The following is a 15,097-nucleotide window of genomic DNA, read 5'->3' on the forward strand; positions in this document are numbered from 1 at the left end:
ATAAACTTTAGGATTTAATCTATACTGAATTTTTAACCTCAACACGGATGTAGAGGAAAACATCATGACTCGAGCAAGACGTCAGATCATATCGACTGCGGATACCCCGTATTACCATTGCATTGCCCGCTGTGTCCGTCGGGCCTTCTTATGTGGTCACGACCCATACACTCAACGTAGTTACGAACATCGCCGACAGTGGGTGATAGATCGTTTATTTAAGTTACAACAAGTCTTTTGTATTGATATTTGTGCCTATGCGGTGATGTCGAATCATTACCACCTGGTTTTGTGTATTAATGAGGAACGAGCAGCCGCCATGACAACGGATGAAGTCATTAATGCATGGTGTAGGCTCTACAAAGGCCCCGTGTTGATTCAACGTTACCGTCAAGGTAGTGCGTTAGATAAAGCTGAATACATAGCTGTCTCTGCTATCGCTGAACAATGGCGATCAAGGTTAGCGGATATCAGCTGGTTTATGCGTAGCCTGAATGAACACATTGCCCGACAAGCCAATCAGGAAGACAGCTGTAGGGGGCATTTCTGGGAATCACGTTTTAAAAGTCAGGCACTGCTGGATGAAAAAGCACTGTTAACCTGTATGGCCTATGTCGACCTTAATCCGATACGTGCGACGCTGGCTGAGACTCCGGAAACCTCCGATTACACCTCGGTTCAGAACCGAATCGCAGAGAGAAGAAAGTCGACTTGTAAGACCTCAGTAGCCCAACAGGAACGTCCTATCAATCTTCTATTGAAACCCTTTGATCCAACCACTCAAACCTTAGCCTGTATTGGTTATGACCTGCATGATTATCTTGAGTTGGTGGATGTAACTGGACGAGCGATACGGGATGATAAGCGAGGCTTTATAGCAGAAGTGGTGCCACCAATCTTAGAGCGTTTAAATATCAATCCCGATGCCTGGTTAGATGCGATGACGTCTAAAGGCATACACATGGCAACCGTGTTAGGCGGGGCTGCCTGTATAGCAGATTATACTCAAGCACATCACCGGCGATTTATAACCGGGGCAAGTCGTTTAAAAAGACTTTTGCCCTAATGTAACCTTTACACAGCAGCAAAAAAGGTGAGGAAATATCCTTAGGGATTAGCTTGTTTTAAAAACATGAATGACTGGCCGATTATCGATAGTTGTTAGTCTATCAAGGCCTTAGCATGTGGTAGTGGAGAAAAAGGGGAGGGTTACCGTGGGTTTAGATTGCATAGGTTTTTATATGCCTGTCCGATAGTCCACCTTCGATAGTCCACCATAGTCCATCAGGGGCTTTATGAATTGGGCGATGGATGGATCAAGCTTCACCATTCTCAGTGAAACGCCCTGTGCGGATCCGCATGCAGGGTGTTGTGGGGGCTGAGGGAGACCCTCGGCTACCCGATTAGCTGCCACCTACTAGTAATGATAACGACACGAGATAATCGTAATTGCTGTATCATCTGCGGCATATACCAGACGATTAGTATCATCTATTCTGCGAGAGCAGAAGCCAGAAAGGTTTTCTTTAAGGGGTTCCGGTTTTCCAATGCCATCAAACGGAGAGCGCTTAACATCGGTAATTAGCTTATCGATGCGTTTCAAGGTTTTCTCGTCTTGAGTCTGCCAATAGACGTAACTATTCCAAGCTTCATCAGTCCATGATAATAGCCTGTTACTCATCAATAAGTTCTCGCTGGGTCGTTTTACCCGCTTTAAACTGTGCAATTGAACGATTTAAGTGTTCAGCATTCGCTGGAGAACGAAGTAAATGAACAGTTTCCATAAGGCTGTTGTAGTAATCCAATGACATTACAACAGCATCTTCAGAGTCACGACGAGTAATTACAGTCGTATCCGCATCGTTAATTACATTATCCAAAACGGCTTTTAAGCCATTTCGGGCTTCGGTAAAAGAGACTATTCTCATTTTGCACCTCACTTGTACAGTATATGGAACAAGTTTAGTTAAAAACTAAGTACATGTACAGAATGTTGTGCATGACTTTGCCGTGGCAGCTAACGCCGCAATAAGTGGCAAAAAGTAACTGGCTATACTTTGTGAGGTACGAACAAAAGCCAACTGTTGTTTGTCCGACTTAATTGCCTTGTTATATTTTTTATACCATAATCCAATATATATTGGTACAAGCTAAAAGAGTAAAATTATGGCTAAAAATACTAGCGTAACCTTAGGTGATCACTTTGATCAATTCATAAACCAACAACTACACTCTGGACGCTATGGATCTGCGAGTGAAGTTATTCGTGCTGGCTTGCGAGCTCTAGAAGACCAGGAAGCCAAACTACATAATTTACGTAACATGCTTGTTCAAGGAGAACAAAGTGGCACAGTCGATTACAGTTACGACTCTCTTATCGCTGAGCTTGATAAAGATAACCACTAATGAATAAGTTTGTATTATCTGCTAAAGCAAAATCAGACTTAATCAAAATTGCAAAATACACTCAAACGACTTGGGGACAGGCTCAACGAAATGACTACTTAAAAGTATTAGATAGTTCATTTCAATTGTTGGCAGACGAGCCTGAAATTGGACTTCGTTGCGATTACATAAGAGAAGGCTATAGTAAATATCCTCAAGCCAGTCATGTAATCTACTATAAGGATCACAAAGAAAATCAAATATTGATTGTTCGTATTTTACATAAAAGCATGGATGTAAACCGTGCATTATGAGAAAAATATAACAGCTTATTCGTGTGAGTACCTAATATATTGGTGAGAACTCACTGGGCTTCTGCTTGTAAACAACTGATTTCATTCTTAAACCTTCCATCGTTTGACGATTCCCTTCCAGAAAAGCGTGCGGGCATACTATTTCTCCAGCTTCTCTGTTAGCTAGAGGCGTAATTGACTTATTCGCACCTTCCTAAGCGATGCTTTTTTGCGAGTCGCTTAGCGACGTTAGAGCCACTAGCTAGCGGCGAAGCCGCGATTGAGGCTCGGCACTTCAATGCCCACTTTGGACAGCGGATTTTTTACGTGGCTAGATCGTGCCACTGAACGTTTTGGCGATGGGGCTGGATAGATGTGTGCTCATCCCACCTCTATCGCATGGTTGGGTTATCCCGTGCGATAGAGGCTTTTCGAGCAAGGGCCACTTGATCCGCTACGCGCTAGGGCAATAGCTTTTAGATAGCGCCTTTGGGGGATGAGAGCTTGGCGATAGAGTTATTTTAATTTAATCGCGAAGTGCTTGAAGACGGGTTTGATGATTTCCCAGGTGCCGGTAAAGCCGGCTTCCACCATGAAGGCATCGCCGGGCATCAGTGTTACTGGAGCTTCGCCATCTTGAGTGACGATGACTTCACCTTCAATCAGATGAATGAATTCCCAGCTAGCGTAGGTGGCTCGGTAGGTGCCGGTGGTGGCGGCCCAACAACCGGTAATCATCGCGCCATCGGGGCTGGTGTATTCTATCCAAGTGGTCATCGAGGGGTTGCCCTCGAGTTTTTCCCAGCCTTCAAGGTCTTCCGTGATCGGTTCGACGGTTTTATCGATTATTTTACTGACCATAGTCATACAGTATTCCTATTCCTGAGCGTGTTCCAAAGATGCAAAACTGAAGTCTTTGTAGGGCCGATCAATGATCGACCCTACGATTGTGCGTATTTAAACGGCTTGTTTAACTTCACTGGTGTCCGATAGATAGGCCTCTAACGAATCATCTAAGGCATCAATCCAAGGGGTGTGGTGGGGAGGGGACATCGTACCGGTCATCAACGAGCGGAAAGAGTAATCGCGGAAGGTCATAATGTCTTCCTTCTTATGGTGTTTCCATTCTAAGAAGGTTTGACGTACGCCCTCGATATCGAAGGTGGGGTAATCGGTGGCTTCAATCAGTTCGAGAATATAGTCACCTTGGAAGGTGAACATCTCTTCAGCGGTGGTGAGGGTGTCTTCTTTTTTATGCCACTCCATGCTGTTGGCGGACATCTCTTCTTTCGTTTCAGGCAGATCGATACGACCCATGATGATGTCACGAACATACCAAGCTTGTGCATCAAACATGTTGAAGGTATACCACTGATCTTGCATGCCGAGATAGAACATCTGTGGGTTGTCTTCCCAAACAACGCCTTTGTAGAGATCCAGTGGCCAGAGGCGGTTATCACACTTTAGGCGCAGCGATTCATCAATGAAGGGGAAGTGATGTAGATAGCCGGTACAGAGGATGATGGCATCGATTTTACGGCTAGTGCCGTCGGCAAAGTAGGCGGTATCGGTATCAACCCGTTGTAATAACGGTTTTTCTTCCCAATTATCCGGCCATTTAAAGTCCATCGGCGCACTGCGATAGCAACTGGTAATGCTACGCGCACCGTATTTATAACATTGTGAACCGACATCTTCGGCTGAATAGCTAGAGCCGACTAATAGGATGTCTTTATCTTTAAATTCTAATGCATCGCGGAAATCGTGGGCGTGCATGATACGGCCGCCGAACTTCTGAAACCCTTCAAATTCAGGGACTCGAGGGGTCGAGAAGTGACCCGATGCACAGACGACATAATCAAACTCTTCGGTGTAGACGGTGTCGGTATTGTGATCATGCACCGTGACACTAAACAGCTTGGTGCTGTCATCAAAGGTGATGGTGCGAACGGGGGTGTTAAAGCGAATATAGTCACGAACACCGGCTTTTTCGACGCGGCCTTTGATGTAATCCCATAAAACTTCACGTGGCGGGTAAGAGGCGATCGCTTTACCGAAGTGTTCTTCAAAGCTGTAATCGGCAAACTCGAGGCACTCTTTCGGGCCGTTAGACCAGAGATAACGATACATGCTGCCATGGACCGGCTCACCGTGCTCATCTAAGCCGGTACGCCAAGTGTAGTTCCATAAACCACCCCAATCGCTTTGCTTCTCAAAACAGACCATCTCGGGGATATCTGCGCCCTTTGCTTGTGCTGATTGGAAGGCTCGAAGTTGTGCCAAGCCACTTGGACCCGCACCGATGATTGCAACTCGCTTTGTCATTTGTGATCTCCTGATGATTAGTACTCACTTGCTTTCAGGTTATGCAGGAAATGACTTTGAATAAATTCCTCAGAGTGGATACATCAAAAGGGGTAGCAGGGGTTACTCCGTGGTATTGAGATTTAAAATAATGCCTTCGATGCCCAGTACCGCGCCGGTTGACGAGTAGATGCCTTGGCCTTTTTCATACACTTGTCGGTAGTGGCCATCGGCATGCAGTAATGAATAGTACAGCTCGAAGCACTGTTGTTGCTGTAACGCATGTTGCACCGTTTCCCAAACACGGCCAGCATCGTTAGGGTGAATGAGCGCGCCAATAGATAGCTGCGTTTGATTGAGTAATTGTTCTCGGCTGAATCCGGTTAGGCCTAAACAGCCTTCGCTGACGTACTCCATGGTCCAGCGGGTATCGTTACGGCCTCGGTAGAGCATGCCCGGTAAGCGGTTAACGAGCCCCGATAGGCTGCGATGATTGGCTTTTTTAATTTCGTCGCTACGCACCTGTGGGGTGATATCGCAGAGAGTGGCCGTGAGTGGTGAGGGCTGATCGGTATGTAAGGATTGTAAGCGTATTTCACACCAGCGTACTTCACCGTCTTTGCGGATCAGGCGAAACCAAAGACATTGACTGAGACGCTCTTGGCTCGCTCGTTGGCTAAACGTCATCCAATTACGGTGATCTTCCGGGTGGATATAATCACTAAAACAGCTATCGATGGATTCTTTTTGCGAGTAGCCAGTTAAGGTTTTCCAGTAGGCATTTACATAATGGATGTCTAGCTGTCCGTTGAATACTAACACCGCATCGGCCAAGCTATCCAGCACCTCCGTTAGGGCGGGTAGCGCTCGTTTGGGGCGACGAAATAGATTAAGGACCGTCATCATTAACGCTCGCTTTCTGGCAGGGGTTGATTAGCATGCGCCCACGCGGCCAGTTCAAGACGGGAGTTGACGTTTAGCTTGCGCAGTAAATTTTTTACATAGACTTTAACGGTGCCATCACTGATACCCAGTTCGCGAGCGATTAGCTTGTTACTCATGCCGCGAGTAATTAATTCCAGCGTTTGTAGTTCACGCTCGGTGAGATCGGCATGTTGGGTTGAAGCGACACTTTGAGGCTGTTCTTCCTCCTTTCTTAAGTGCTGAGCCAGCATCGTGACACCGGTATTATCGATAGCGATATTGCCTTGCATGACATCTTTCAAACCATTAATGATCTGTTCCGGTGAGGAGTCTTTCAAAAGGTAGCCATTGGCACCCGCAGAAATCGCGGCAAACAGTTCGCTGCTGTCATCGGAGGCGGTGAGAAAAATGATTTTTTGTTGTACGCCTCGTAGCTTCAACTCGTTGAAGAGTTGTAGCCCAGACAGTTCAGGCATATGCATATCTAATAGCAACAGTTCTGGGCTGAGCTCATCGAGCGCTTCAAGTAGTTGTTGGCCGCCTTCAAAATCAGCTAAAACATTGAACTCACCACTATCGTTGAGCAGTTCGACCACGCCGCGGCGGAACAGCGGGTGATCATCGACAATTACCACATCGGTCATCTTATTTGTATTCATAAGCACTTCATTTATAAGCCTAGTTGATGGGCGATGGTTAATGCCCATGCGTTGTGTGGCTGTCGTTATCTTAACGGGTAAGCCTAACTAGCAATCAAGCGCTTAGGGCTTGGCTGCTGGGATAATCAGATCTATTCGAGTACCGCCTTGTACTCGCGGTAGGATAAACAGGTTAGCGTGTATACGTGTGGCCCGTTCTTGCATTATTTTCATACCAAAGCTGTCTTGGCGCGCTTGATCGGCACTGATGCCTTTGCCGTTATCTTCGATACGAATACGCACCGAACCATCTTTCTGACGCAGTAACTGTACCCGTGCATGGCTGGCGTGGGCATGGCGCACAATGTTGTTGAGTGCTTCACGAATAATGAACAGCGCTTGCGAGTCATCTTCGGTGAGTAATTGTTTGCCGACTCGATTATCCAATTCAAACACCATCGCGCAACGCTGTTCAAACTCAGCGATGGCCTGCGTGATCGATTCCACTAATAGGCCCTGCTCAATGGAGAGTCGTGAGCAGGCAATCAATTCACGGGTTTGACGATACGCACATTGAGCTTGATGAGATAGGTCTTCACTGATTTTGGCCAGCTCGGGTTCGGCAGTGTGTTTGCATTGGGCGGCCAGGCGAGACGCCTTAATGCGCATATAGCCAAGAATCTGTGCCATCGAATCATGGAGTTCGGCGGCATGTGCCGCTTTTTCAGAACTGACAGCGGCATTGATACGTGATTGCTGTCGGCTCCAGCCATTAATACCGCTGCTGAGGGCTTCGACGACGGGAGCTGATAATTGATTAATCTGTTCGCTATTGGGTAATCGGTCCTTGAAACATAGCACTATCCAGCCAGCACTGTCGGCAGCTTCTAGCGAGAGTTGCAGCGCGTGAATAGACAGCGTGCTGCCGGGCAGTTTATAGCGTAACTCGTTGGCGTCTTGGATGCTGTGTTCGGTGAGTTGGTAACGCAGTTGTGCCGCAAGGCCCATGGGAGGTGTCACGGTGCCTGTATGGAGAAGTTTGTGTTTGTCAGGGGTGGGCATCCCGATGAGGTAAATATCCGCTTCAAGATGAAAGCGCAGATAGCGCTGCAACTGATCGAGGCAGCGTTCTAAACTTTGCTCAATATCATCACTGCAAGCCAGATCGACCACAATTTGCGTTAGTGCGGGTGCATCGATGTCGTTTTTCTGCTTTACCTGCTGTTGACGTTGCTCGCGTAACAGTTGAGGAAAGTTGAGTAACCACAGGGGGATGGATATAGCCATTTTAACCTCCTTACAGCGCGTTTGCCGGGATAGGGAAACGTCTCGTTATACGGTTAATTAAGCAGGTTCTGTGCCATTTAGAGAGAATACTCATAATGGATTACCCCTTCCTGAGCATTGTGCCTTAAATCACTATGAGTAAATATTTTTAACCTACAGGAAATTAAATTTAGGCATTAATGGGGTGCTTTAGGTGCACCAAATTAGCTCTGAATGGCTTGGAAGCGCACTTATATAGCGCTGGAAATGTATCTAATCTGGGTGAAATTGAGTGATAGGTTTTATCGATAAGATTAACGAGGTAACGCTATGACGATTCAGCAACAACAGGCTCAGACATGTGATTATGTCGCGAGCGAACAACCTCGATTATATCGAGTTGAGGGGCAGGACGCACTTCGACTCGAGCTGCACGCGGGGGATCGAGTCTGTATTACATCGGCCGATTTACAGCAAGGCTGTGAGCTGCTGTTTATTGATGATGCGGGTAACGTAGCCGACTCTCCACTAGATAACTATTCACTGAGTGAAGCGGTTAATACGCAAGCGCAACGGGCTCAGCAGAGTGCGTCTGGACTGCGTTTAAATGAGTTACTGCGGGTTTGGGGGGTGACTGAGGCGGCATTAAAAACCGTTCACTGTTGTGCGGCTGAGGCGTTGCCAGAGTTTGCTGTGAGTGAACCGGTGACCATGGTGGTGCTGTGTTGCGGTAAAGATATGCAGGTGAGCGAGCAAACACCGGTGACCGCTTTGCAGGTGGCGCATTTTACCACGGCTGAGGCGGATCTACCGCTGCCACTGGCGGCACCGCGGAGTGAATTTCGCGTGCCGCGTGGCAGTGCTCAGAGCTATGAGGTTAAGGCGGGCGAGTGGATTCAAATTATCGATGTTGAAGGCAAGCAGTGTAGTGATTTCATTGCATTTGATGCTGTGGCGTTGGCGCAAGGCAATGAGGTTGCTCTGGATGCCGTCGCCACTCGGACCTTGAATGGATTGACACTACCGCAGCCTGGATTGCATTCGAAGCTGGCCGATACACGTCAGCAAACCATGTTGGAGGTCGTGCAGGATACTGTTGGGCATCACGATAGTTTTCTGTTTGCGTGTAATAGTAAGTATTACGAAGACAGTGGCTATTTTGGTCACCTTAATTGTACCGATAATTTTAACCGCAGCCTGAGTCAATATGGCATCGCCGCTCGCGCGGGTTGGCCGGCGATTAATTTCTTTTTTAATACCAGTGCAGGCGACTGCGGCACGATTGCTTTTGAAGAGCCTTGGTCGCGTGCCGGTGATTATGTCTTGTTGCGGGCTAGCAGGGATTTAATCTGTGCTTCATCGGCCTGTCCCGACGATATTGATCCGGCGAATGGCTGGAATCCAACCGATATTCATGTCCGCATCTATCCGAAAAACTGTGAGTTTCCGCGCTCAGTGGGATACCGAATTACACCAGAGGAACAACCCCGTATGACTAAGCCAACCGGTTTCCATGGCCGCACATCAGCCCTGACAAAACAGTTTACTGAGTACCGAGGCTACTGGGTGGCGGCGGAATATCAGAATTACGGTGCGCGAGCCGAATATTTAGCCTGCCGTGAGCGGGTGGCGATGATTGATCTGACGCCTTTGAGAAAGTTTGAGGTGTTAGGTCCTGATGCCGAAACCCTATTGCAGTATGCCTTGACGCGCAACGTTGCACGTATGTCCATCGGCGAAGTGGTTTATTCGGCGGTTTGTCATAGCACCGGCGGGATGATCGATGATGGTACGTTGTTTCGGATGGGACAGCATGCATTCCGTTGGATCTGTGGGGATTCATATTGCGGTATTTGGTTACGACAACTCGCCGCCGAGAACGGCTGGCAGGTTCAGGTGAGAGAATCCACCGATCAGATCCATAACGTGGCGGTGCAGGGGCCTGAGAGTCGTAAACTGCTAGAGCAGATTATCTGGAATGCCGAGTCTTGTACGCCTGTCGCTGAGCTGGGGTGGTTCCGCTTTATGACCGGTCGTGTGGGAGGTCCAGAGGGTATGCCTGTCATGGTATCGCGTACAGGTTACACCGGCGAGCTTGGCTTTGAGGTGTGGTGTCATCCAGATCAGGGTGAGCAGTTATGGGACACGATCTGGCAAGCAGGCGAACCGTACGGGATTGCCCCGCTGGGGTTTGATGCCTTGGATATGTTGCGTATTGAGGCAGGCCTTATTTTTGCTGAACACGAATTCTGCGCCGAAACCAACCCTTATGAAGCGGGTATTGGCTTTACCGTGCCGATGAAAACCAAGACCGATGACTTTGTTGGCCGAGAGGCCATCGCTGCGCAAAACCCACTCAGTCGGAAAAAACTGGTGGGTCTGATGATCGATAGCCAAGAAGCCGTTAGTCATGGTGATTCAATCTTCAATGGTCGCTTTCCGGTGGGCGTGGTCACCAGCGCGACCTATTCACCGAGTCTGAAAAGCCAGATAGCCCTGTGTCGTGTTGAGCCGCAGTTTGCCGAGGCGGGCACGGCGCTGGAAGTCGGGCAGCTGGATGGTCAGCGTAAGCGAATTCCGGTGCGTATCACGACGTTACCGTTCTACGATCCAGAAAGAAGTCGAGTGAGAAGTTAAGGAGAGCAGAAAGCTCACAGGGAGCGAGGTTGTAATGCGCAACCGCGCTGTCGGTGAGTAGGGTTTTAAGGGCGTATTCATTGCGCCGCGGCGAAGGATGAGTCGTAGTAATTGGGGGGGTGATGCAGTTGCTCACGAGGTGGTGAAGATCGCTATGTCGATGATGCGGTGATAGACGCTGAGGTTTAGTTAACTCTGCCACATCATTGCTCATCGAAGATATTGAGCCTCTTTGGTGCAATGCCTCATTTAAGGTCAATTAAATAATGAGGATAGTGTAGTAAATCAGAGTCAGTATTATCTAAGTAGTTGATTTAAAGAGATAAAAGGCCGTATTGGTATAGAAAATGCATTTCCTGTTGGGAAATAAACTTTACTAATGATAAATAAAATTTAACGGCTTAACTAACAGTTCTACAGCGGAACAATAGAAAATTTAACAGATGAGAGGTTTCCAACTATGGAGCAGACAGCCCCTACACTAGCAGAGTTACAAACTCTGATTGAGATGACGGGTACCATCAATATGGAAGTATTCTATTGGTGGTGTACCGGCTTGATGGTGATTATCCATGCAGGCTTTTTGGCGTATGAAATGGGTGCATCCCGCCTGAAAAACGCACTGGCTTCCGGTGTGAAAAATATTTTGGCATTTGCCTTTATTATCCCGACGTTCTTTTTCTTCGGCTGGTGGATCTACCTGGCGATGTATAACGGTTTTGTTCCCGACTTTGAAGCGGCTGCGGCAGGTCTGCCATGGTCGACCAATATGGGGCCGAATCTGAGTGATAATGCCAGCGGCATCTTCTGGGGTGCGTTTGTGCTCTTCGCGGCGACCACTGCATCGATCTTTTCGGGTGCCGTGATTGAGCGCATTCGGATGAGCTCGTTCCTTATTCTAGCGATTATTCTGGGATCGGTTGTTTGGATTCTCGGGGCTGCTTGGGGTTGGCATCCAACCGGTTGGTTGACTGTTGAGTGGGGCTTCCATGACTTTGGTGCAGCCGGCTGTGTACACATGGTTGCTGGATTCTTCGCGCTGGGTGTAACTATCAACCTTGGGCCTCGTATTGGTCGTTTCATGGCCGATGGTACGCCGGTCGATATTAAAGGCCATAGCATGCCGATGACTATCATTGGTCTGATGCTGATTATCGTGGGCTTCTTTGGCTTCCTGGGCGGCTGCATGATCTACGCCGGTAGCGCTCAGTGGACCACTATCTTTGGTACTTCAGTTACCTTGTCAGCCGTGAGTTTCAATACGTTGATGGCTTTCTCTGGCGGTATTATCGGTGCTTACTTTGTGACTCGTCAGCCATTCTGGATGATGTCAGGTGCACTGGCCGGTATCTTCTCTGCTGCTCCAGGTTTGGATCTTTACTATCCACCACTGGCCTTCCTACTGGGTATCACCGGCGGTGTTGTGGCACCGTTAGCCGATAAGTTCATCACCAATAAGTTCAAAGTTGATGATGCCGTGGGTGCGTTTGCGGTGCATGGTGTTGGCGGTCTGATCGGACTTATTGGTCTGGGTGTGTTCGCTAGCGGCTTCCCGAATGTTATCGAAGGAGCGCCTAATGTTTCCTTCACCGGTCAGTTGATGAGTGCGGCTGTGATGGCTCTGCTGGGCTTTGTGCCAGGTTTTGGTCTGTCATACGTGATGGCGAAAATGAACTTCTTGCGGGTGCCACCTAAGGCTGAAGAGATGGGTCTCGATATTGTTGAAGTACCTCTGGAAGCATATCCAGAATCAGTGCCTGCATACTCTTCTACATCTGAAGTGCCGGCTACTAAAATTACTGCAAATGCTTAAGGAGAATGACTATGAATTCAAGTCCAATTACTACTTGGGAAGGCGCTGAAGCGTACTTTACCTTCGCGGATAGCCCATCAGCAATGATGCTTATTTTAGGCTTGGCGGTGTTGGTTACTGCGGGTGCTGTAGTCGCGAGTGTGTTGCACGAAAACCACACTTATATCGATTATAAATAAACGTCCGACTATCTTTACGATAGGTCAAGAAAGTGTTCCGGAGCGGCTTACGTCGCTTCGGAACTTATTTATATACGGTTTTCATAAAGCGTTATCCTATTTATTTAAAAGTACCTTGTGTGGAGTATGCCTTCTTATGACTCGTTATTCCGCGACAGCAGGCCAACAACACTGGCAATTTGATGATTTAAAAACGTTATTGGCCAAGGCTACACCGTTACGTTCCGGTGATTGCTTGGCGGGATTGGCCGCCGAGTCGACGCGAGAACGCGTTGCGGCGCAGATTGCTTTGGCTGATTTGCCGTTGAAGGTATTTTTAAATGAACAGGTGATTCCTGCAGAAATCGATGAAGTCAGTCGACTGATTGTGGAGAGTCATGATGCCCTAGCGTTTCTGCCGATCGCTCATCTGACGGTAGGGGATTTTCGTAACTGGTTGTTATCTGATCAAGCAACGAGTGATAGTCTGAAGCAGTTATCGCCGGGATTGACGCCAGAGATGGTTGCGGCCGTCTCCAAGTTGATGCGCGTTCAGGATCTCATACTGGTTGCCTCAAAATGCCGCAATGAGACCGCGTTTCGTAACTCGCTGGGCGGTCAAGGGGTGTTATCGACCCGATTGCAACCTAACCATCCTATCGATGATCCGGCGGGTGTGGCCGCGAGTATTCTGGACGGCCTCATGTATGGCAGTGGTGATGCGGTTATCGGTATTAACCCTGCGACGGACAATTATAGTGCAGTGACCGATCTGCTGAAGATGCTCGACGATATTATTCAGCATTATGGGATACCCACACAGTCCTGCGTATTGACGCATGTGACCAATCAGATTGAAGCGATTAATCGCGGTGTGCCGATTGATCTGGTGTTTCAATCGATTGCCGGCACGCAAGCCGCTAACGATAGTTTTGGTATTAATCTAGCGCTGCTAGATGAAGCCAATCAAGCGGCACGTGAACTCAAGCGGGGCAGTGTCGGTAATAACGTCATGTATTTTGAAACGGGTCAGGGCAGTGCGCTGTCGGCCAATGCCCATCATGGTGTGGATCAGCAGACCTGTGAGGTGCGGGCTTATGGTGTGGCGCGCCATTTTGAGCCGTTATTGGTGAATACGGTGGTTGGCTTTATCGGCCCCGAGTATCTTTATGATGGTAAGCAGATTATTCGTGCCGGGTTAGAAGATCACTTTTGTGGCAAGTTGTTAGGCTTGCCGATGGGCTGTGATATTTGCTACACCAATCATGCCGAAGCGGATCAGGATGATATGGATATGTTGCTAACGCAGATGGCGGTAGCCGGTATCAATTTCATCATGGGTATACCGGGAGGGGATGACATTATGCTGAATTATCAAACGACCTCGTTTCACGATGCGCAGTATGTTCGCGAAGTGCTAGGGCTAAGGCCCGCACCGGAATTTGATCGCTGGTTACAACAGGTCGGTATTACTCAGCCTTCGGGAAAATTGGCTAAACGGATGCCAGATCAGTTCAGTCATCTATTGCAATCATTGTCGTAAATACGGGGCCTTTGCCATGAAAACGCCGCAAAAAATTCAGCAACAGTCCATCGTTAATGAAAATCCTTGGCAGGCATTGCGACGTTATACCGATGCACGGATTGCTCAGGGACGAGCCGGTGTTAGCGTGCCAACGGAGGCTCTATTGGCGTTTCAGATGGATCATGCCAGTGCTCGCGATGCGGTGCATCTGGCGCTTCAAGTTGAGCCTCTTGTCGAGCAGTTGCAGACGGCGGGTTATGAGACCCTTAGGTTGCATAGTCAAGCGGCGGATCGGAGTGAATATTTACAGCGCCCCGATTTAGGGCGGCGACTGAGCTCCGCCTCAGCGAATACGTTACAGACATATCGCCAGCAGCATCCGCAAGCGTGCAGCGTGGCTCTGGTGATCGCCGATGGTCTATCGTCGATGGCGGTGCAGCAGCATGCGGTGGCAATGGCGGATGCCGTGCTCGGTCGCCTGAAAAATCGAGGCTTGAGTGTGGCGCCGGTGACGTTGGTTACACAAGGGCGTGTTGCGGTGGGCGATGAAATCGGTGAACGGTTGGGCGCTGAATTACTGATTCTGTTGGTGGGGGAGCGTCCCGGGCTTAGCTCGCCGGACAGTCTGGGGATTTACTATACTTATCAGCCTCGCGTTGGTTTAACGGATGCGCAGCGAAACTGCATCTCTAATGTACGCCCTGCAGGCATGAGTATTACTATGGCCACCGACAAACTAATTTGGTTGATTGATGAATCTATGCGTTTGAAATGTTCGGGTGTGACCCTTAAAGATCAGTCGGTTAGCGCAGCTAAGGTGAATACCCATAAGAATTTTTTGCTGCCGTGAACGTCAGTTACTGCGTGCCGTGAGTCTAGGGTGCGCTATGAGCTGATGATTAAACCTTCTTCCCCCAAAACCAGCAATATCGCCTCCGATGTTGTTGGTTTTTTTTATGCGTTAAGCAAGATGTTATAGATTAGTGCGCGAGGAGTGATTCAAGCTGGTGCAACGCTTCATAAAGGTGCGTTTGGTCAAGTGTGATTGCCTGTTTAGTTAATTAAGTAATTGATTTTTAATAATAAAAAAATGTTGGCACGAATCTTACATATTCCCAATAAGAATATTATATTCTCTATATAAAAGGCTGGAG

The 15,097-nt window shown here is 48.3% G+C and carries 15 protein-coding genes; 8 read left to right on the forward strand and 7 right to left on the reverse strand.

Going from position 1 to position 15,097, the window contains the following annotated elements:
- Positions 1-64 precede the first annotated feature (64 nt).
- Positions 65-1,066, forward strand: a complete 1,002-nt coding sequence (locus Q4488_RS16435; RefSeq protein WP_303581573.1) for a transposase — start codon at positions 65-67, stop codon at positions 1,064-1,066.
- A gap of 351 nt (positions 1,067-1,417) precedes the next feature.
- Here Q4488_RS16435 and Q4488_RS16440 read toward each other — a convergent pair whose 3' ends face one another.
- Positions 1,418-1,681, reverse strand: a complete 264-nt coding sequence (locus tag Q4488_RS16440) for a Txe/YoeB family addiction module toxin (RefSeq protein WP_303581574.1) — start codon at positions 1,679-1,681, stop codon at positions 1,418-1,420.
- Positions 1,674-1,928, reverse strand: a complete 255-nt coding sequence (locus Q4488_RS16445; RefSeq protein ID WP_013663003.1) for a type II toxin-antitoxin system Phd/YefM family antitoxin — start codon at positions 1,926-1,928, stop codon at positions 1,674-1,676. Before Q4488_RS16445 ends, Q4488_RS16440 begins: the two co-directional genes overlap by 8 nt.
- A 238-nt stretch (positions 1,929-2,166) precedes the next feature.
- On the opposite strand from Q4488_RS16445, the gene Q4488_RS16450 reads away from it, so the two are divergent.
- Both Q4488_RS16450 and Q4488_RS16455 read left to right on the forward strand, forming a co-directional pair.
- Positions 2,167-2,406, forward strand: coding sequence for a type II toxin-antitoxin system ParD family antitoxin (locus Q4488_RS16450; RefSeq protein ID WP_303581575.1), 240 nt, complete (start codon positions 2,167-2,169; stop codon positions 2,404-2,406).
- Positions 2,406-2,699 carry a type II toxin-antitoxin system RelE/ParE family toxin gene (locus tag Q4488_RS16455; RefSeq protein ID WP_303581576.1) on the forward strand — a complete coding sequence of 98 codons (294 nt, stop codon included), beginning with the start codon at positions 2,406-2,408 and terminating at the stop codon, positions 2,697-2,699. Before Q4488_RS16450 ends, Q4488_RS16455 begins: the two co-directional genes overlap by 1 nt.
- Before the next feature lie 495 nt (positions 2,700-3,194).
- On the opposite strand, the gene Q4488_RS16460 is transcribed toward Q4488_RS16455, so the two are convergent.
- The 5 genes from Q4488_RS16460 to Q4488_RS16480 form a co-directional block, all read right to left on the reverse strand.
- Positions 3,195-3,545, reverse strand: coding sequence for a cupin domain-containing protein (locus Q4488_RS16460; RefSeq protein ID WP_303581577.1), 351 nt, complete (start codon positions 3,543-3,545; stop codon positions 3,195-3,197).
- Positions 3,546-3,635: 90 nt separating this feature from the next.
- Positions 3,636-5,003, reverse strand: a complete 1,368-nt coding sequence (locus Q4488_RS16465; protein ID WP_303581578.1) for an NAD(P)-binding domain-containing protein — start codon at positions 5,001-5,003, stop codon at positions 3,636-3,638.
- 102 nt (positions 5,004-5,105) lie between these two features.
- Complete coding sequence (locus Q4488_RS16470) at positions 5,106-5,888, reverse strand: PAS domain-containing protein (protein ID WP_303581579.1); 783 nt, start codon at positions 5,886-5,888, stop codon at positions 5,106-5,108.
- Positions 5,888-6,565, reverse strand: a complete 678-nt coding sequence (locus Q4488_RS16475; protein WP_303581580.1) for a response regulator — start codon at positions 6,563-6,565, stop codon at positions 5,888-5,890. The genes Q4488_RS16470 and Q4488_RS16475 overlap by 1 nt, the downstream gene beginning before the upstream one ends.
- Positions 6,566-6,667: 102 nt before the next feature.
- A complete protein-coding gene (locus Q4488_RS16480; protein WP_303581581.1) occupies positions 6,668-7,831 on the reverse strand; it encodes a sensor histidine kinase in 1,164 nt (387 codons plus the stop codon).
- Between the two features lie 309 nt (positions 7,832-8,140).
- Between Q4488_RS16480 and Q4488_RS16485 the strand changes: the two genes are divergently transcribed.
- The 5 genes from Q4488_RS16485 (at position 8,141) to eutC (ending at position 14,793) form a co-directional block, all read left to right on the forward strand.
- Positions 8,141-10,447, forward strand: a complete 2,307-nt coding sequence (locus Q4488_RS16485; RefSeq protein WP_303581582.1) for a DUF1989 domain-containing protein — start codon at positions 8,141-8,143, stop codon at positions 10,445-10,447.
- Between the two features lie 460 nt (positions 10,448-10,907).
- On the forward strand, positions 10,908-12,260 hold the full coding sequence (locus Q4488_RS16490) for an ammonium transporter (RefSeq protein WP_303581583.1): 1,353 nt from the start codon (positions 10,908-10,910) through the stop codon (positions 12,258-12,260).
- An 11-nt stretch (positions 12,261-12,271) separates the two neighbouring features.
- A complete protein-coding gene (locus tag Q4488_RS16495) occupies positions 12,272-12,439 on the forward strand; it encodes a hypothetical protein (RefSeq protein ID WP_303581584.1) in 168 nt (55 codons plus the stop codon).
- 136 nt (positions 12,440-12,575) lie between these two features.
- Positions 12,576-13,961 (forward strand): ethanolamine ammonia-lyase subunit EutB, encoded by a 1,386-nt coding sequence (locus Q4488_RS16500; RefSeq protein ID WP_303581585.1) that lies wholly within the window; start codon positions 12,576-12,578, stop codon positions 13,959-13,961.
- A 16-nt stretch (positions 13,962-13,977) separates the two neighbouring features.
- On the forward strand, positions 13,978-14,793 hold the full coding sequence (eutC, locus tag Q4488_RS16505) for an ethanolamine ammonia-lyase subunit EutC (RefSeq protein ID WP_303581586.1): 816 nt from the start codon (positions 13,978-13,980) through the stop codon (positions 14,791-14,793).
- The last annotated feature ends 304 nt before the right edge of the window (positions 14,794-15,097 follow it).

The sequence above is a fragment of the Amphritea sp. 1_MG-2023 genome (assembly GCF_030547545.1).
Classification (GTDB): domain Bacteria; phylum Pseudomonadota; class Gammaproteobacteria; order Pseudomonadales; family Balneatricaceae; genus Amphritea.